The organism is Streptomyces phaeolivaceus (genome assembly GCF_009184865.1).
GTDB classification, from domain to species: domain Bacteria; phylum Actinomycetota; class Actinomycetes; order Streptomycetales; family Streptomycetaceae; genus Streptomyces; species Streptomyces phaeolivaceus.
The window spans coordinates 7966481-7984862 of sequence record NZ_CP045096.1; the positions used below are offsets into that span (position 1 = coordinate 7966481).

13 protein-coding genes are annotated in these 18382 nt (G+C 72.9%); 10 read left to right on the top strand and 3 right to left on the bottom strand.

Translation table 11 applies throughout. From position 1 onward, the window contains the following. Positions 1–46 precede the first annotated feature (46 nt). The 3 genes from F9278_RS36675 to F9278_RS36685 all read left to right on the top strand — a co-directional run bounded on the left by F9278_RS36675 (position 47) and on the right by F9278_RS36685 (position 3516). Positions 47–706 (top strand): histidine phosphatase family protein, encoded by a 660-nt coding sequence (locus F9278_RS36675; RefSeq protein ID WP_152172143.1) that lies wholly within the window; start codon positions 47–49, stop codon positions 704–706. Positions 707–718: 12 nt separating this feature from the next. Next, the gene (locus F9278_RS36680; protein WP_152172144.1) at positions 719–1627 is read left to right on the top strand and encodes an ADP-ribosylglycohydrolase family protein; all 909 of its coding nucleotides are present in this window, start codon (positions 719–721) and stop codon (positions 1625–1627) included. Positions 1628–1863: 236 nt separating this feature from the next. Continuing rightward, positions 1864–3516 (top strand): DUF4153 domain-containing protein, encoded by a 1653-nt coding sequence (locus F9278_RS36685; RefSeq protein ID WP_226967104.1) that lies wholly within the window; start codon positions 1864–1866, stop codon positions 3514–3516. A gap of 122 nt (positions 3517–3638) precedes the next feature. Here the strand turns inward: F9278_RS36685 and F9278_RS36690 are convergent, their stop codons facing one another. After that, positions 3639–5189 carry an MFS transporter gene (locus tag F9278_RS36690; RefSeq protein ID WP_152172145.1) on the bottom strand — a complete coding sequence of 517 codons (1551 nt, stop codon included), beginning with the start codon at positions 5187–5189 and terminating at the stop codon, positions 3639–3641. A gap of 171 nt (positions 5190–5360) precedes the next feature. On the opposite strand from F9278_RS36690, the gene F9278_RS36695 reads away from it, so the two are divergent. From F9278_RS36695 to F9278_RS36705, 3 genes are all read left to right on the top strand, one after another. Beyond that, positions 5361–5984, top strand: coding sequence for a TetR/AcrR family transcriptional regulator (locus F9278_RS36695; protein ID WP_152172146.1), 624 nt, complete (start codon positions 5361–5363; stop codon positions 5982–5984). 82 nt (positions 5985–6066) lie between these two features. Continuing rightward, the gene (locus F9278_RS36700) at positions 6067–6768 is read left to right on the top strand and encodes a ribonuclease HII (RefSeq protein ID WP_152172147.1); all 702 of its coding nucleotides are present in this window, start codon (positions 6067–6069) and stop codon (positions 6766–6768) included. Between the two features lie 68 nt (positions 6769–6836). Then, positions 6837–7442: a hypothetical protein gene (locus F9278_RS36705; RefSeq protein WP_152172148.1), complete on the top strand. Its 606-nt coding sequence runs from the start codon at positions 6837–6839 to the stop codon at positions 7440–7442. 330 nt (positions 7443–7772) lie between these two features. Here the strand turns inward: F9278_RS36705 and F9278_RS36710 are convergent, their stop codons facing one another. Continuing rightward, positions 7773–8399, bottom strand: coding sequence for a hypothetical protein (locus F9278_RS36710; RefSeq protein WP_086756937.1), 627 nt, complete (start codon positions 8397–8399; stop codon positions 7773–7775). A 255-nt stretch (positions 8400–8654) separates the two neighbouring features. Then, the gene (locus F9278_RS36715) at positions 8655–10835 is read right to left on the bottom strand and encodes a RecQ family ATP-dependent DNA helicase (protein ID WP_152172149.1); all 2181 of its coding nucleotides are present in this window, start codon (positions 10833–10835) and stop codon (positions 8655–8657) included. Positions 10836–10968: 133 nt separating this feature from the next. Here F9278_RS36715 and F9278_RS36720 point away from each other — a divergent pair, with 133 nt between their 5' ends. From F9278_RS36720 to F9278_RS36735, 4 genes are all read left to right on the top strand, one after another. Then, on the top strand, positions 10969–12588 hold the full coding sequence (locus F9278_RS36720; protein WP_152172150.1) for a DUF4192 domain-containing protein: 1620 nt from the start codon (positions 10969–10971) through the stop codon (positions 12586–12588). 353 nt (positions 12589–12941) lie between these two features. Beyond that, a complete protein-coding gene (locus tag F9278_RS36725; RefSeq protein ID WP_226967105.1) occupies positions 12942–15158 on the top strand; it encodes a glycogen debranching N-terminal domain-containing protein in 2217 nt (738 codons plus the stop codon). 176 nt (positions 15159–15334) lie between these two features. After that, positions 15335–16093: an NUDIX hydrolase gene (locus F9278_RS36730; RefSeq protein WP_152172151.1), complete on the top strand. Its 759-nt coding sequence runs from the start codon at positions 15335–15337 to the stop codon at positions 16091–16093. A 105-nt stretch (positions 16094–16198) separates the two neighbouring features. After that, on the top strand, positions 16199–18349 hold the full coding sequence (locus F9278_RS36735; RefSeq protein WP_152172152.1) for an ABC transporter ATP-binding protein: 2151 nt from the start codon (positions 16199–16201) through the stop codon (positions 18347–18349). Positions 18350–18382 lie beyond the last annotated feature (33 nt).

Consider the following 18382-nt stretch of genomic DNA (forward strand, 5'->3'; position numbering starts at 1 on the left):
CCCGGACGAGTGCTCGATCGGCCGTCGTCCCCTTTAGGGTCTTGGCATGGCACGACCACGGCGCATCATCCTTGTCCGACACGGCGAGTCAACGGGCAATGTTGATGACACCGTGTACGAGCGTGAACCCGACCACGCCCTCGCGCTCACCGATCTCGGCTGGCGGCAGGCGGAGAGGACCGGCAGACGCGTCCGTGACGTTCTCGGTCATGAGCGCGTCAGCGTCTATGTCTCCCCGTACCGCCGCACGCACGAGACGTTCCAGGCGTTCCGGCTGGACCCCGAACAGGTGCGTGTGCGCGAGGAGCCCCGACTGCGCGAGCAGGACTGGGGCAACTGGCAGGACCCGGACGACGTACGGCTCCAGAAGGCCTACCGGGACGCGTACGGGCACTTCTTCTACCGCTTCGCGCAGGGCGAGTCCGGCGCCGATGTGTACGACCGGGTCGGCGGGTTCCTGGAGAGCCTGTTCCGCAGTTTCGAGGATCCCGACCACCCGCCGAACGTCCTGCTGGTCACCCATGGGCTCGCCATGCGGCTGTTCTGTATGCGCTGGTTCCACTGGACCGTGGCGGAGTTCGAGTCGCTGTCGAACCCCGGGAACGCGGAGATGCGGATGCTCGTTCTCGGGGAGGACGGCAAGTACACCCTCGACCGGCCGTTCGACCGCTGGCGCGACCCGGAATCGTACGGGGCCACCGGATAGAGTGGCATGGCGATGACCGCTGACCCCTCTTCCGATTCCGACGGCCGCCTGGAGCGCGCCCTGTCCAGTCTGCGCGGCCTCGCGGTGGGAGACGCGCTGGGCTCGCAGTACTTCGTGCCCGTGAACTACCCGCTGCTGAAGCGCCGCGAGACCCCGTCCGGCCCCTGGCAGTGGACCGACGACACCGAGATGGCCTGCTCGGTCGTGGCCGTCCTCGCGGCCCACCACCGCGTCGACCAGGACGCGCTCGCCCGCTCCTTCGCCGTGCACCACGACTTCGACCGGGGCTACGGCCCGGCGGTCAACCGTCTGCTCCGGCTCGTCCGCGAGGGCGGCGACTGGCGCGAGCTGGCGTCCGCGCTCTTCAACGGCCAGGGCTCCTGGGGCAACGGCGCGGCCATGCGGATCGCCCCGCTCGGCGCCTGGTACGCGGACGACCCCGAGCAGGCGACCCACCAGGCGGAGATCTCGGCCTACCCCACGCACCAGCACCGCGAGGCCGTCGTCGGCGCCATGGCCGTCGCCGCCGCCGCGGCGCTGGCGGCCGACCCGGCCGGGCCGCCGAGCCCCGGGGCGCTGCTCGACGGCGTCGTCGCGCTCGTCCCGAAGAGCGCCGTCGGCGCGGGTCTGCGGCGTGCCCGGGACATGCTCGACTACGCCGACGCGGACACCGTCGCCGCCGTCCTGGGCTGCGGACGGCGCACCACCGCGCACGACACCGTGCCGTTCGCGCTCTGGTCGGCGGCCCGCGCCCTCGGTGACTACGAGCGGGGCTTCTGGACGACGGCCCAGGTGGGCGGTGACGTCGACACGACCTGCGCCATCGTGGGCGGAGTGGTCGCCTCCGGGAAGACCGGGACGCCTCCCGAGGCCTGGGTGGAGCGGACCGAGGCGTTCCCGGGCTGGCTCCAGGTGGGATAGCCGGTCGAAGGGAGCCCGCGTTCCCAGACCCACCGGCCCCAATCGTCCCCACTGTCACAGGAGTGCCACAGTGCGCTCCTTGGTCGGCCATGGGCGCTCCTCCGCGGCGTACCCTGTCCGCCACGCCGCCTGTTGATCATGACGGGACGCGGCGACGAGACACCGGCCCCGTGCCTTCTGCCGCAGCCACGCGCTGCGTACGGTGGGCGGGGAGGGCCGGTCGGGGAGGGGGTCCCATGTCCGAGACACCAGCTGCGCCCGCCACGCCGGAGCCCGAAGGCCCGGCACCCAGGGCACGCGCCACGACCGACGCGAGCCCTTCCGGGCCGACGGCGCCCAAGGACGCCGCACCGGACCGGAAACCGGCTGGGCTCGCACCGATACCCATACCGGCGCCGCCGCCCCCGCCGCCCAAGCTGATCGACTTCCGTCCTGACGATCCCGCGCCCATCCGCACCGCGACCCTGTGGGCCGCCCTGGCCGCCGGCATCCTCAGCATGGTGCTGCTGGGCGAGGGGCTGGCGGTCAACGGTCTCGTCGTCGCCGTGCCCGCCACACTCGCCGTGTATTTCGCCGGTCGGCGTGCGGGCCGCCGCCCCCGCTCGTGGGCGCTGGTCTGGGGCCTAGGCGGGCTGGCCCTGCTGATCGTGCCCGCGCTGCACGCCGCCGAGTGGCCCACCTTCTTCGCCGTCGTCGCCGCCCTCGCGGCGGGCTCGCTCGCCCTGCACGGCGGTCGCAGCTGGCCCGCCGTACTGCTCGGCCCGATCGGCGTTCTCACCTCACTGGTCACCGGCCCGGCCTGGGCCTGGCAGGGGCTCCGCGAACGGGTGGGCGGCGACCGCGGCCGGCTGGTGCCCGTGCTGAGGGCGCTGGTCGTCGCCACGGTCCTGCTCGTCGTCTTCGGCACGCTGTTCGCCGGCGCCGACGCGGCCTTCGCGGATCTGCTCGGCGCCCTGGTGCCCGACGTCTCCGTCTCCGACGGGCCCTGGCGGATCCTGCTGTTCGCGCTGGGCCTGTTCGGGACCCTCGCCGCGGCACGTACGGCGGCGGCGCCCGCCCGCTGGGACCGCGTCCAGGTGCCCGCCGGACGCGCCCGGGGCCGCGTCGAATGGGCGCTGCCCCTGGTCGGGCTCGTCGCCCTCTTCGCCGTCTTCAACGCGGTGCAGCTCGCCGTGCTCTTCGGCGGCTACGACGCCGTCCTCAAGGAGACCGGTCAGACGTACGCCCAGTACGCGCGCCAGGGGTTCTGGCAGCTGCTCATGGCCACACTGCTGACCCTGCTGGTCATCGTCCTCGCCCTGCGCTGGGCACCGCGCACTCGATCGAGTGACCGGACGCTCGTACGCGGTGTGCTGGGAACCCTGTGCGCCCTGGCCCTCGTTGTCGTGGCGTCCGCCGTGCGACGTATGGACATGTATGTGGAGGCCTATGGGCTGACGCGGCTGAGGATCTCGGTGCTGGCCATGGAGCTCTGGCTCGGCCTGGTCATCGTGCTCATCATCGCCGCCGGGGTGTGGGGCGCCCGCTGGCTGCCGCGTGCCGTGGCGGCCAGTGCGGTCGCCGGTGTGCTGGTGTTCGGGCTCGCGTCGCCGGACGCGCTGATCGCCGAGCGCAATGTCGAGCGGTACGAGACGACGGGCCGCTTCGACCTGCCCTACGCGCGAGGGCTGTCCGCCGACGCCGTGCCCGCCCTGGACCGGCTGGAGGAGCCCATGCGGTCGTGCGTGCTGTGGGACATCAAGGAGGGACTGGACGAGGGGGGTCGCCTTCCCTGGTACGCCACGAGCTGGGGCGAGGCCGAGGCCAGGCGGATCCTGGACGCGCGTCCGCCGGTGGTGGGAGCGGACGGCCCGGCCTGCGGTGAGCTGGGGCCCGAGTACTACCGCTGAGAGGCCGTCGCGCGGGCCGGGGCGGCGGTGCCCGGCCGGGGCCGCGCGCGCCAGGACCACGCCCGGTCGTCGGTTCCGTGGGCGTGGTCCGGCTGTCCGCACCCGCTCGCGTGGCCGTCCCGTCAGCCCCCGGCGGTGGGGCCGGCCGTGCCGGAGAGGGCCTCCAGATCGCTCTTGCGGACCCTGATCACCACCACGGCGGTGGCCAGGGCGAGCACGGCCATCGCGACGGCCGGTATGAAGGCCGTCGAGATGCCCTGGGAGAGCACTTCGTGACTCCAGGGGGCCGGCAGCTGCCGGGTCTTGGCGAACTCCGCCTTCTGTTCGTCCGTCGCCTGCGCCATGAACAGCCCCACCTGCTTCTCCGCCTCGTCACGGCTGGCCGTGCCGAAGACCGTGGTGAGGATGGACAGACCGAGCGACCCGCCCACCTGCTGGGTGACGTTGAGCAGACCGGACGCCGCGCCCGCCTCGTGCGGGGCGACCCCCGAGACCGCGGTCAGCGTGAGGGTCACGAAGTTCAGCCCCATGCCGAAGCCGAACATCACCATCGGGCCGAGCACCCCGCCGACGTAGGAACTGTCGGGGCTGATGAAGGTCTGCCAGGTCAGGCCCAGTACGACGAGCGTCGAGCCGACCACCATGAACGGCTTGGGCCCGAGCACCGGCAGGAACCGCTGCGACAGACCGGCACCCGTGACGATCGCGACGGTCACCGGCAGGAAGGCCAGGCCGGCCTCGATCGGTGTGTACCGCAGCACGTTCTGCACGAACAGCACGATGAAGAAGAACATCCCGAACATCGCCGCGGCGAGGCTCAGCATGATCACATAGGTGCCCGAGCGATTGCGGTCGGTGAACATCCGCAGTGGGGTGATGGGTTCCCTGGCGCGCCGCTCGACGAGGCCGAACGTCAGCAGCAGGACGACCGCCGCCGAGAAGGAACCGATGGTCAGGCTGTCGCGCCAGCCCTCCTCCGCCGCGCGGATGAACCCGTAGACCAGCGCGGCCATGCCGGCCGTGGAGGTGAGCGCGCCCGCGATGTCGAACCGTCCCGGGTGGCGCTCGGACTCGCTGATGTACATCGGGGTGAGGACGGCGATCAGCACACCGATGGGCACGTTGACGAACAGCACCCAGCGCCAGTCGAGCCACTCGGTGAGCATCCCGCCCGCGAGCAGCCCGATGGCGCCACCCCCCGCGGAGACCGCGGCGAAGACACCGAACGCCCGGTTCCGCGCGGGCCCTTCGGGGAACGTCGTGGTGATGAGCGCCAGCGAGGTCGGCGACGCGATCGCCCCGCCCACGCCCTGGAGGGCGCGTGCCGCCAGCAGCTGCCAGGGCTCCTGGGCGAGTCCGCCGAGCAGCGAGGCGAGGGTGAAGACGAGAATTCCGGTCATGAACACACGGCGGCGGCCCAGGATGTCACCGGCCCTGCCGCCGAGGAGCAGCAGTCCGCCGAAGGTCAGCGTGTACGCGCTGACCACCCATGTCAGGTCGGTGGTGCTGAATTTGAGCGCGTCTTGAATGTGCGGGAGGGCGATGTTCACAATCGTCGCGTCGAGTACCACCATGAGTTGGCAGGCCGCGATGACGGTGAGCGCGATGCCGGGGCGCCCCTCCCGGCGGGCGGCTCCCGGCTTCTGATCCTGGATCAACGGAGAGGTTGTCACTATAGGTCCCCCACAAGTGCCTTAGTGAACGCTTGCGTTCACTGACGCGTCAACGGTAGTGAGTCCCCCTTAGTGAACGCAAGCGTTCATTGAAGCCATCGCCGTGGTGCGCGTCGCCCGTCCGCTTCCGCTTCTCGTATCCCCGCCCCTCGGCTCAACGGAGAAACACAGATGGTCACTTCGCGCTGGACGGCCGCTCCCGATCGGACGGCCTCCCCACGCCGGCGCGGCGCCGTGCTCGAGCGCGCGATCCTCGACGCCGCGCTCGAACAGCTCAGCACGGTCGGCTGGAGCGGTCTCACCATGGAGGGGGTCGCCGCGGGCGCCCAGACGGGCAAGGCGGCGGTCTATCGTCGCTGGCCCTCCAAGGAGGACCTCGTGGCCGACGCGCTCAAGGCCGGGCTGCCGCGCTTCGATCGGGTGCCGGACCTCGGAAACGTGCGCGAGGATCTGCTGGAGCTGTGCCGGCAGGCGCGCGAGGCGATGTTCTCGCGACCCGGGTTCGCACTGCGCTCCGTGATTCACGAATGCGACACCATTCAGGCCGAGCGCTTCCATGCCGTGATCATCGGGGGCGTCGTGGAGCCCACGGTCAAGCTTCTGCGAGAGGTGGTCGAGCGCGGAATCAGCCGGGGAGAGGTCCGGTCCGACGCGGCCAACGGCTATGTCTTCGACGCGATTCCGGCCATGATGATGTACCGCTCGAAGATGTGCGGGAGCGAATGGGAAGAGCGGGACATCGAGGAGATGATCGACCAGTTGATGGTGCCGCTGCTCCGTCGGCGAGGCGTCTGAACCGGGTCGGCGAGGGAGCTGAGGTTGCCCCGGGAAACCTGGGTGTCCGGCGGGGGCGCGGGCGGCGTAGGCTAAGGGCGCCATGCCGTACGAACCACCTACTCACGCCGTCGAGCGCTCACTCCGCGCCACGACCGGGGCCAAGGTCATCGCCGGTGTCGACGAGGTGGGGCGCGGAGCGTGGGCCGGTCCCGTCACCGTCTGCGCGGCGGTCACCGGACTGCGCCGACCCCCCGAGGGCCTCACCGACTCCAAGCTCCTGACGATCAAGCGACGCGAGTCGCTCTCCGAGGAGCTGCTGAAGTGGGTGACGTCCCACGCCCTCGGCCACGCCTCTCCGGAGGAGATCGACGACCTGGGCATGACGGCCGCGCTGCGGCTGGCCGCGGTACGGGCCCTGGAGGCGCTCCCGATACGGCCCGACGCGGTCATCCTCGACGGCAAGCACGACTACCTGGGGTCACCCTGGCGGGTCCGTACGGTGATCAAGGGCGATCAGTCCTGTGTCGCCGTGGCGGCCGCCTCCGTGATCGCCAAGGTTCAGCGCGACAAAATGATGGCCGAACTGGGTGTCGACCATGCAGACTTCGGTTTCGCGGCCAACGCCGGGTACCCGTCGCCTGTCCACAAGGCCGCGCTGGCGGATCGGGGCCCCACCCCGTACCACCGCTTGTCGTGGGCGTATCTTGATGCGCTGCCCCAGTGGCGGCACCTCAAGAAGGCCCGCAACGGGGCGGACGGAAACGTTCCGGAGATCGAGGGTCAGCTCGGCTTCGATTTCTGACGGATTCGTTCGTGCCCATGTGCCACCCGCCGACGCGAGTCGCACCGGCGTTTGATAAAAATCAGCTCATGCCTCTCATTCCCGAGGAGCCTCAGATTCACGAGAGTGCCCAGGGCCCGCGTGCCACTCCGGCCAGCGGCCGGGTCGCGCCGACCCCCCGTCCCGTACCCGGTCCCCGTCCCGCGGCTCCGCCGCGGCCCGGTCGTCCGGGTCCTGCCCGGCCGGTGCCGGCCCAGCGCGCGGCGCACGCCGCGGTCAAGCCCGGCCCGTCCGCTCCTGCCGCCACCCCGCAGATCCAGTTGATCCCGGCCTCGGTCGAGGGCGCGCTGGACGCCGCAGAGGAAGCCGTCGACCTGCTGCTGGAGTCGGGCCGTGCCCCCGGTGACGTGCTGGTGATCACCACCGGCCAGTCGCATCCGTGGGCCGACCACGAACTCTCCTTCGGCGAGGCGGCCTACTGGGCGCAGCACGACGCGGGCGACGACGTCTTCTACGCCGATGCCTCGGCCACCGACCGGGCCGCGCCGCGTCCCGTGGTCGTGGTCGCCGTCAACGGTGGAACCGACGCCGTCACCGCACAGTCGCTGCCCAAGGCCCTCGGCCGGGCCCGGACCCTGCTGATCGTGTGCGGCGACCCGCAGACGATCAACTCGGTGCTGGGCGCCGGAGTCTGAGCGACTGCGGACCTCGCCCCGGTCGGCCTGTCAGGGCTCACCGGGGAGCCGTCCGTGCCCGGAGAACGGCTCAGGGCGTTCAGGGCGCGATGACGGCCACACCCCGCCAGGGGGCGCTTCGGCGTGCCTGCGGGGTGTTTCGGCATGCCTGGGGCATGCCATGTGACCGCATCCCACGAAGCCGCCTCCACGAGGCGGCCCGCTGAGCGCACCCTCCGCATTCCGGGGCGAAGGCGGTGCTGGGGCCCGGTGCTCGCCGCACCCCCGCCCGTGGGATCGAGCGTGGGTGCGGGCCGGTTCTCCGTGGTCGCTGCGGCGGCCGAGAGCGGCTCAGCGTGCCGCGGCGCGGCGCAGTACCTCCGAGGCGACGCCCCCGGTGCGTGGCATGGGCGGCGGGGCCATGGCCGTGGCGAAGGGCTCGGCCGGTGAGTCCGCGTGGGGGCGACGGCCGCCACGGCCCTCGCCGAGGACCTGCCAGCCGTCACGGGTCAGCGTGATGTACGCCCCGCAGCGCAGCCCGTGCAGGGTGCAGGCGTCCCGCAGCCCCCACATCCACGCCCCGTCCTCCTCCGTCCAACGCGCGTCGCCGTCACGGCAGTAGAGCAGCACGGCGGTCCGCACCGGAGTGCGCCGGCGCAGGTCGTGCGGGATGACCCGCCGCAGCTGGGCGAGGAGCGCGTTGCGGAACATCCAGCCGTCGGCCGGGGCCGGACGCCGGATGAACGAGGCGCTCGCCCTCAACCGCTCGTCCGGATCCAGGACGGCGATGACCGCCGTCGCGGGCCGGGGCTGATGCCGTGCGTGCAGCCCGCTGACGACCTCCCGGGGATTGCGCAGCAGCGGAATCCCGGCGGCGGCCCATTCCGCGGGCTCGAGCATCCGGTTGGCGGAAGCGGCGGACAGGTCGGCAGACGTCGACACGGAGGCCGCCGAGGACGGAGCGAATCCGAAGGTCACGATCCTCCCTTCGGCTACGCGCCCACTGCGGGCGGGGGTCGGACTTGGGGGAGCGCACGCCGCAGCAGGAGCCCTACCGATTCACGGGAGGCCGTGCGGGGAGCGGACCCCAATTCTTCCTGGCGAACTTGGTTGCGGCAACGAGCAATTGGGGCCACTGACAGTTTTGTGGTGATTCAATGCTTATATCCCTGCACAGAGAACTCGTCGGCACCGTCCGGGCGCCACCGTGCCCGCGTCCGGTCGGTCGGCCGGTCACGCCCGGACGGCGAGAACGAGCGGCAACACCCCTTGCGCACCCGCGCGCCGGAGCACGCGCGCGGCGACCGCGAGTGTCCAGCCGGTCTCGGTGGCGTCGTCGACCAGGAGCACGGGCCCGCCCGCCTCCTGGAGGGCGACGGCCAGCTCGGGCGGCACGGTCAGCGCCCCGTCGAGCGCCTTGAGCCGTTGCGCGCTGTTGCTACGGGTGACCTGGGAGACCGCGCCGGTGTACGCCACCGAGCCGAGCAGGGGCAGTCGGCCGACCTCGGCGATCCGCGTCGCCAGAGAACCGATCAACCGCGGCCGGGAACGGGACGCCATGGTGACCACACCCACCGGGCGGGGTTGGGCGTCGGCCTGCCCGGAGGCCCAACCGCCGGGCCCCTTCGCCCAGTCGGCCAGCACGGCCACCACGGCCTTCGCCACATCGTCCGGAACCGGTCCGTCGGGGGCCTGGGGAGCGAGCATCGGCCGCAGCCGATTGCCCCAGCCGATGTCCGACAGCCGGCCCAACGCCCGCCCCGGAGTGGCCTGCTCACCGGCCGGAATACGTCCCTTCAGGTTGACCCCGACCGCCGGCAGCCCCGTCGGCCACATCTTGCGGGGCTCGACCTCGACACCCGCGCGCCCCAGCTCACCGCGCGCCGCGTCCAGCGCCGCCGGGGAGACGGAGTCCGTGAACCTGGGTTTCGCGCAGGTGTCGCAGCGCCCGCACGGGACGGCCTCCTCGTCGTCCAACTGCCGTCGCAGGAACTCCATGCGGCAACCCGGCGTCGCCACGTAGTCCCGCATGGCCTGCTGCTCCGTGGCGCGCTGCTTGGCGACCCAGGCGTACCGCTCGGTGTCGTAGATCCAGGGCACGCCGGTGGAGAGCCAGCCGCCCTGGACACGGCGGACCGCACCGTCCACGTCGAGCACCTTCAGCATCGTCTCCAGCCGGGAGCGGCGCAGCTCCACCAGTGGTTCGAGGGCGGGCAGCGACAGCGGTCGCTCCGCGTGCGCGAGGACGTCGAGGGTGCGGCGCACCTGCTCCTCCGGAGGGAAGGCGACCGAGGCGAAGTACTCCCAGATCGCCTGGTCCTCCTTGCCGGGCAGGAGCAGCACCTCGGCGTGCTCGACACCACGGCCCGCGCGACCCACCTGCTGGTAGTAGGCGATGGGGGAGGACGGCGAGCCCAGGTGGACCACGAAGCCCAGGTCGGGCTTGTCGAAGCCCATGCCCAGGGCGGAGGTGGCGACCAGCGCCTTGACCCGGTTGGCGAGGAGGTCCTCCTCGGCCTGCTGCCGGTCCGCGTTCTCCGTCTTGCCCGTGTACGACGTCACGGTGTGCCCGCACTGGCGGAGGAACGCGGTGACCTCCTCGGCGGCGGCCACGGTGAGTGTGTAGATGATGCCGGAGCCCGGCAGCTCGCCCAGGTGGTCGGCGAGCCAGGCCATCCGATGGGCGGCGTCCGGCAGTTCGAGCACTCCGAGGCTGAGGCTCTCCCGGTCCAGGGGTCCCCGCAGCACCAGCGCGTCCGTGCCGCCGCCGGTGCCCAACTGCTCGGCGACGTCGGCCGTCACGCGCGCGTTGGCCGTCGCGGTGGTGGCGAGCACGGGGACGCCGGGCGGGAGGTCGGCCAACATGGTGCGCAGCCGGCGGTAGTCGGGGCGGAAGTCGTGGCCCCAGTCCGAGATGCAGTGCGCCTCGTCGACCACGAGCAGACCGGTCGCCGCCGCCAGCTCGGGCAGGACCTGGTCGCGGAAGTCCGGGTTGTTGAGCCGCTCGGGGCTGACCAGGAGCACATCGACCGTGCCCGCGGCGACCTCCTGGCGGATCGTGTCCCACTCCTCCGTGTTCGAGGAGTTGATGGTCCGGGCGTGGATGCCGGCGCGGGCCGCCGCCTCGACCTGGTTGCGCATGAGGGCGAGGAGCGGGGAGACGATGACGGTGGGGCCCGCGCCCCGCTCGCGCAGCAGCGCGGTCGCGACGAAGTACACCGCGGACTTGCCCCAGCCCGTGCGCTGCACCACCAGGGCTCTGCGCTTGTCCGCGACCAGCGCCTCGATGGCGTGCCACTGGTCCTCGCGCAGTCGCGCGGCGCCCGCCGCGGCACCGACGAGGCGGGCGAGCACGGCATCGGCGGCCGTACGCAGATCTTGGCGGTCCGTGGTGGGCAGGTCTTCGTCGCTCATGGCCCCATGCAACCCGATGCCTCGGACATCGCGCGAACGAGCGGGGCGAACTGTGGACAGTTTCTGACGTGATCATGGTCGGACTTATCCACAGGCCAAAGCGGAATTTCAAGATCCGCGAGATGGTCGCCGCATGACGAATCACAGCGAAGCCGCCGGGACCCCCGGCAACAGTGACATCAGCGGGCGGAACGGATTCCGGGGACACGGAGAGCCCTCCGCCTATCTGAGGCACGGAGCGCCCACCACACCCGACGGGGAACCGCAGGTCACCCTCCGCACCCCGGCCGAACTCGCCGACGCCCTGCCCTACCTGCTCGGTTACCACCCCGAGGACAGCATCGTCCTCGTCGCCCTGCACGACCGGGACGCACGCGGCCGATTCGGCGGGCGGGCACGGCTCGGCATCCCGGCCCAGACGGACGACTGGCCGTCCGTGGCCCAGCAACTGGCCCAAGGTCTGGTGACCGGAAGTGAGCGGCGGGGCGCCAAACCGGAGAGCATGGTCGCCTTCCTCTGTCAGGACCCGGCGAGCGGCGAGTCGCCACGCGACGTCATGGAACGCCTGCGGCCACTCGCCCAACTGCTCCGCAGGGCCTGCGGCAGCCTGGACGTGCCGGTGGTGGAGGCCCTGTGCATCTCCGACGGCCGCTTCTGGTCCTACTGCTGTCCGGGCAACGGCTGCTGTTCGGCCGACGGAGAGGCGATGGGGCTGCCGGGCACCTCCGTGCTGGCCGCCGCCGCGACCTACGCCGGGCTTCAGGTCCGGGGCACGCTGAAGCAACTGCGGGCAAGGCTCCTGCCCTGGGAGACCGCCGCCGCGCTGCGGCAGGAGGCCGCCCTCGACGCGGCGCAGTCCGCCCTCGTCCCGAAGATCCTCGACGCGGAGAGCCGCGCGGAAGTGGCCGAGGAGACCCTGACCGTGGCCCGACGCGTCATCCGGCGCCTGGCCGACACCCCCACCGTGTCCGACCCGCTGGACGCGGACCTCCGCGACGACGAACTCGTCGGGCACGACGACGCGGCAGCCCTGATCCTCGGACTCCAGGACCGCGCCACCCGCGACCGCGCCGCCGAGTGGATGGAGGGCGACGAGGCCGGGCCGGCCCTCCGCCTCTGGCGCGCCCTCGCCCGTCGCTGCGTCGGCCCCTACGGCGAGCATGCCGCCGCCCCGCTCACGCTGGCGGGCTGGGTCGCCTGGTCCTCCGGCGACGAACTGGAGGCCCGCGAAGCCCTGGCCATGGCCCTCGCTGCAGACCCCGACTACCTCTTCGCCCGCCTCCTCCACCAGGCCTGCAACGAAGGCCTCGACCCCGAGTCCATTCGCCGCTGCCTGCGCGCCGAGCGCAGGGGACGCGAGGGGACGACCGCTGTTGAGGGGACGGCCGCTGAGGGGACGGCTGCTGCGGGGGCCGCCACAGAGACCGAGGGGGCCGCCGCCGAGGGGACCGCCGACGTGAAGACCCCTTGTGACAGGTCGCCGGGTGAGCAGCCGGCCTCGGAACAGGCCTGTGCCGCCCCGGGATCCCGCCGCCGACGCAGGCCGCGCTCCGAAAGCAGCCCCGAGGTCCGCGCCACCCGGCGATCACCTGCCACCGCGCGCTCCCGGCGCCCGCGTTCCGCCGACGGCCCACCCGCCGGCCGACGGCCGAGGAGCACGGCGGACGGCCCGAGCGGTAGGGCGGACGGCGCCGACGGTAGGGCGAAGGTCCGCCGCGGTGGTGGCGGCCAGTCCGCGGAGGGGGAGACGTGACCGCACAGGTCCGGTTCGGACCCCGCACACGCGTGCTGTTCTGGATCGGGTTCTGGCTCAGCCTGCTGGTGCCGATCGGTCGGCGGGCCCGCTGCGGACCCCACCCGCCCGAGTCCGCTGTCGCCCGCCATTTCCCGGCCGTCCCGGGCACGGCACGACGCCGTCGATCACTCGGCTTCCTCGGCTTCCTCGGCTTCCCGGGGCGGAGGCGTGACCCGGAGCGGAGCCGTTCCGTTCACCTGAGTGGCGGTATGCGAGACCCCGCCTCGCCGCCCACGCACCCCGTCCCTCTCCGGCTCCCCACCTGGTGCCGAGCGCACCCCACGCGCGCCGAAGACAGAAGAAGCCGCCCCATGCCCCTGCCCTCCACGCCCGACACCCACGACGACATCCCGTCCTTCCGCAGGTCCGTCCCGCGCCCGGCTCGCGCCCGTGACGACGACACCCGCGCTCCACTGGCGGACATCCGCAGCCAGGCGACCCGTCCCACCGGATCACGCCTGGGCGGCCCGATCGGCCGGGCGCCTTCCGCCGGCGCAACGACCGGCGCTCAGGGCCTCCCGCACCCACCCACGGGAGGCCCCGCGACCCCCCAGGCACCGACCTCCGCCACACGCCGTCCCACCGAACTGCCACCGGCCCACACCACGTTGATCTGTGTAGCCCTGCCGGGCCTCGCGATCTCGACGGACCAGGGCCAGCTGAACGGCAGCGGACTGGAGGGCTTCTACCGCGCCGGACGGCGGATGCTCTCCCGCTGCCAGGTACGGGTGGCCGGTAGGGAACCGCTCGCCGTGCAGGCGCGCATGGTCACGGCCGACCGCGCCCGGTTCATCGCCACGCTGTGCGTCTCCGCCGACGCCGGGCCGGACCCGGACGTCATGGTGGAGCGCACACGGTACGCGGACGGCACCGAGCGGATCACCCTGCACAGCACCGCCCCGCGCCCCCTGCGCCTGCCCGTCGAGGTGTCCCTCGGCACGGACCTCGCGGAACTGGGCGCCGTGGCCTCCGGCAGCGCCGGCCCGGAACTGCCCGCGAGCGTGCACGACTCCGGCCTCCGCTGGTCCTGCGCGAACGGGCACTCCACGGTGACCGCGCACCCCCCGCCCGCCGACGCCCTGGCCTCCGCGGGGCTGCTGCGCTGGGAGTTGGAGCTCCCGCCCGGCGGCACCCGAAGTGTGGAGCTGCGGGTACGACCGGACGGCGCCGGGCCCATCAGACCGGTCGGGCGGGGCGCCACCAGCCCCCTCGCCCAGGCCGGGGTCGCGGGCGACGACCCGGTGGCAGCGGCCCTGCTGCACACCTGTCTGCAGGACCTGGAGGCCCTGCTGCTGCGCGACCCGAAGAACCCGTCCGACACTCACCTCGCGGCGGGCGCGCCCTGGCGCTGCGGCATGGCTCCGGCCGATGCGCTGGTCGCGGCCCGGATGACACTGCCCCTCGGCACCCGCCTCGCCGCAGGCACCCTGCGCACCCTCGCCCGCACCCAACTCGGGGGCAGGGAAAGGCAGTCCGGCATGATCCCGGGCCCCCGACGGGACGCGGGCCCGCATCTGCCGCCGGGCTGCACGGGCACCGAGGCGACCCTCCTGTTCCCCGTGCTCCTGGCGGAGGCCCGCCGCTGGGGACTGCCGGAGCAGGAGACCGAGGAACTGCTGCCCGTCGCCGAACGCTGCCTGCGGTGGCTGCGCGGCGCGGTGGGCGGCGGTGCCTATCTGCCCGACCCGCGCCCCGGCGGACCGCTGCGGTGCGAGACCCAGGCACACGCCTACCGGGCCGCGCTGCTGGGCGCGGACCTCCTCGACGCGTACGGCAGGCCGGGCGGGCCCGCGCTGCGGGACTGGGCGGGAGAACTGCGGAGCCGGTTCGGGGCCGACTTCTGGGTCGAGGACCGGGGCGGCGGCAGACCCGCGGCGGCCCGCACCCCGGACGGGCGCCTCGTGCCGCACCTGGGCGCCGGCGCCGCCCACCTCCTCGACACCGGGCTGCTCGGCTCGGGAGAACACGCTCCGGGACTCCTCGACAAGGTGCGCACCGAACAACTGGCCCGGCTGCTCGGCGGACCCGCCATGGACTCGGGGTGGGGGCTGCGGAGCCTGGGGGCGAAAGAGGCCGCCTACAACCCCTTCGGCCATCGTGGCGGTGCCGTGCGGGTGCAGGAGACGGCGGTCGCGGTGGCCGGGCTGGCCGGCGCCGGATACGAGAAGGAGGCGAGTTCGCTCCTGCGGGGCGTGCTGGCGGCGGCGGAGAGCTTCGGCCATCGGCTGCCCGAGATGTACGCGGGGGAGCAGCGGACTGCGGGGAGTGCCCCGCTGCCGCATCCGGCCGCCTGCAGACCGGCCGCGACGGCTGCCGCCGCGGGGGTGCTGCTCCTCACCACCCTCGTCGGCATCCGTCCCGACGCCCCTGCGGGGACGGTGACCCTGCGGCCGGTGCGCAGTGCGCCGCTGGGCGAGATCGGTATGACGGGACTGCGCGTCGCGGGCGCCCCGTTCGCCGTACGGGTCAGCAGGCTGGGGCTCGCGATGGTGGAGGAGGCGGCAGACGGACTGCAGTTGGGGGTGTGACCTCCTGAGACGGGGAGTGCGACCTCCGGCGACGGGTGAACGGGGAATGCGGGCGCCGCCGTCTCCGACGTGGCCCGTGGTCGGCTCGGGGGAGCGGGATCGGACAGAAGTGGATCAAGTGGGGAAGCGGCCGCGAAGGGAGTGTTTATCGTCAGGCAGACGACTATGATCGCGGCATGCCCTACGACCCGTCGGACTACCCGCCCTTCGCTGTCACCGTGGACCTGGTCGTGCTGACCGTCCGTCGTCACGCGCTCTGCGCGCTGACGGTACGGCGGGGCGAGCAGCCGTTCCAGGGGCGGTGGGCGTTGCCCGGTGGGTTCGTGCGGCCGGACGAGGACCTGTCGCAGGCCGCGGCCCGGGAGCTGGCCGAGGAGACCGGCCTGACCGCCCATGAACCGTCCGAGCCCGCTCATGACAACGGCGCGCACCTGGAGCAGTTGGCGACCTACGGCGACCCGAAGCGGGACCCGCGGATGAGGGTCGTCAGCGTCGCTCATCTCGCCCTCGCTCCCGACCTGCCCGCGCCGAGGCCGGGCGGGGACGCCAACAGCGCGCGTTGGGCGCCCGTCGAGGAGTTGCTGGAGCAGGGCGGCTACGGGCGTGACGGCGAGCCGGTGGCGCCGCTGGCCTTCGACCACGCGCAGATCCTCGCGGACGGGGTGGAGCGTGCCCGGTCCAAGATCGAGTACTCCTCGCTGGCCACGGCCTTCTGCCCGCCGGAGTTCACCGTCGGCGAGCTGCGGCGCGTCTACGAGGCGGTGTGGGGCGTGGCGCTGGATCCGCGCAACTTCCATCGCAAGGTGACGGGTACGCCCGGCTTCCTGGTGCCGACGGGGGGCACCACCACGCGGCAGGGGGGCCGCCCCGCCCAGCTCTTCCGTGCCGGTGGCGCCACCCTCCTCAATCCGCCGATGCTGCGTCCCGAGGTCTGACACCGCGAAGCCGGTTCGTCCGCGCCGCAGCGTTCCACGGTCTCGGGCGTGCGGCGAGCGCCAAGGTGACCGAAAAAACGGACATACCGCGCTATCTTGCTTCAGGTGATCCAGGCCATCGGATTGACCAGCAATCCCCGCAAGGAGTTTCCCCCCGCAGTCGACGACGTCTCCTTCGAGGCGCACTCCGGCCGCGTCACCGCACTCCTCGGGGCCCCCGGAGCGGGCAAGTCGACAGCGCTGAAACTCCTCCTCGAACTCCAACGGGGCCGTGGGGTCGCCTACTTCAGAGGCCGCCCCCTGCACCGCATCGCCCACCCCGCGCGCGAGGTGGGAGTGCTCCTCGGTGACGTGCCCGGCCACCCCGCCCGGACGGTCCGGAACCATCTGCGCATGCTCTGCGCGGCTGCGGCGCTGCCCACCCGGCGTGCTGACGAGGTCCTGGAGGTCGTGGGCCTGGTCAGCCTGTGCGAGGCGCGCCTGAACACGCTGTCGCGGGGCATGGACCGCCGCCTGGGCCTGGCCTGCGCCCTGCTGTCCGACCCGCACACCCTGGTGCTGGACGACCCCGCCGACGGGCTGGCCGTCCGCGAGGGCCGATGGCTGCACGGGATCATGCGGGCGCACGCCGAGCAGGGCGGCACGGTCCTGTTCACCACCGGCGACCCCAAGGAGGCCGCGCGGACCGCCGACCGGGTCCTCACCCTGGAGCAGGGCAGGCTCGTCGCCGACCAGGACGTCGCCGAGTTCTCCCGCACCCGGCTCCGGCCCCGGGTCGCCGTCCGTACCCCGCACGCCGCCCGCCTCGGAGCACTGCTCACCAAGGAGGCCCGGACCGCGCGGCGTTCCGTGGAGATCGTGCGAGAGGACGGCAACCGCCTCTCGGTCTACGGCAGTACCTGCGCCGAGGTCGGCGAGATCGTGTTCCGGCACGGCATCCTCGTACACCAACTCGCGGACGAGATCGGGGACATGGGGCCCACGCAGGCGCCGGTGCGGCTGTCCGCCGCCGACGGAGAGCGGGAGGCGGCCGAGAGTGCCCATGGCGCGCTCCAGGCGGTCCAGGCCGTCCAGGGGCCGGTGGAGGGGCATCTGGCACCCGATCCGGCAGCCGGCTCGGCACCTGGCTCGGTGCCCGACTCGGTGCATGACTCGGTACCCGCCGGAGTGCCTCAGGCGGGCGCGGTCGGATCATGGGGATCGGCCGACGACGTACCGGACGTCAACTCCGCGCCTCTCGCCGACGCCGGGTCGCATGCTCGCTCCGTGCCGCGCGCGGACCTCGGATCCAGTGATCACTTCACGCCACACACGGACTCCGAGCCCGGTGATCACTTCACGACGGACGCCGATGCCGGCTTCGAGGCTCCCGGCGAGCCCCACGCCACCCCCGCGACCGATGATCACCCCGCGCCGCAGCACGCCGGCCGGTCGTCCGGGACGGGTCCGCTGCCGCTGCCGCCGCCCATCGCCGTGCGCCCGGCTCCCAGTCCGTTGCGTCCGCTGCGCTACGAGCTGCGGCGGGCGGGCGGAGTCGGCACGGCGTACGTCACCGCCGCGACCGTGCTCGTCACCTCCGTTCTCATGGCGGTGGTCCTGGCCAGGATCGGGCACACCCCGCAGCCACGGCTGCTGGCCGCATGGCCGAGGGAGCTGCCGCTGCCGCCCGCCGCCATCGGGGCGGGGCTGCTGGGAGCCATCGCCTTCGGCGACGAGTTCCGGCACCCGGCCCTGGCCACCGATCGCGGCACCGTGCCCCGTCGGCTGGGGCTGCTGGTCGCGAAACTCCTCGTGGCGGCGGCCACCGCCCTGCTGCTGGCCGTCCTCACCGTCGGCTGCGACCTCGAAGTGCTCTATCTCGTCTACGGACCCGAACTCGTCTCGGTCCCCGCCGACTGGTTCCCGCTCGGCGCGAGTTGGGTCGGGCTCGTCGTCGGGTGCGCCTGGGCGGGCGTGCTCGCGGCCGGTGTCTTCCGTTCCACGTCCGCCGGGCTCGCCGCCGTGGTCGCCGTGCCCCTCGTCGTCGTACCCCTGGTGCAGAAGGCGCTGGAGGGGGCGACTGCGCGGAGTGCGGTCGGGTTTCCGATGCGGCTGCGTGAGCTGGTCCTGATGCAGTGGCCGTTCGGGGGAGAGCGCTATCTGGAGGCCGTGGCCCGTGCCGTCTCCCAACCCGTGGGCGGGGCGCTGCTGTTGTCGCTGACGGCGCTGCTGGGCGCCTACGTGCTCACGAACCTGCGCGGCCGGGTCCGGTCATGATCGTCGTCATCCTTTCGTGCTCACCGTCCGTAC

Coding starts and splice junctions, on each gene's coding strand:
- F9278_RS36730 (WP_152172151.1), top strand. CDS start 15,335: ATGCCCTACGACCCGTCGGACTACCCGCCCTTCGCTGTCACCGTGGAC.
- F9278_RS36685 (WP_226967104.1), top strand. CDS start 1,864: ATGTCCGAGACACCAGCTGCGCCCGCCACGCCGGAGCCCGAAGGCCCG.
- F9278_RS36675 (WP_152172143.1), top strand. CDS start 47: ATGGCACGACCACGGCGCATCATCCTTGTCCGACACGGCGAGTCAACG.
- F9278_RS36715 (WP_152172149.1), bottom strand. CDS start 10,835: ATGAGCGACGAAGACCTGCCCACCACGGACCGCCAAGATCTGCGTACG.
- F9278_RS36720 (WP_152172150.1), top strand. CDS start 10,969: ATGACGAATCACAGCGAAGCCGCCGGGACCCCCGGCAACAGTGACATC.
- F9278_RS36705 (WP_152172148.1), top strand. CDS start 6,837: ATGCCTCTCATTCCCGAGGAGCCTCAGATTCACGAGAGTGCCCAGGGC.
- F9278_RS36700 (WP_152172147.1), top strand. CDS start 6,067: ATGCCGTACGAACCACCTACTCACGCCGTCGAGCGCTCACTCCGCGCC.
- F9278_RS36725 (WP_226967105.1), top strand. CDS start 12,942: ATGCCCCTGCCCTCCACGCCCGACACCCACGACGACATCCCGTCCTTC.
- F9278_RS36680 (WP_152172144.1), top strand. CDS start 719: ATGACCGCTGACCCCTCTTCCGATTCCGACGGCCGCCTGGAGCGCGCC.
- F9278_RS36695 (WP_152172146.1), top strand. CDS start 5,361: ATGGTCACTTCGCGCTGGACGGCCGCTCCCGATCGGACGGCCTCCCCA.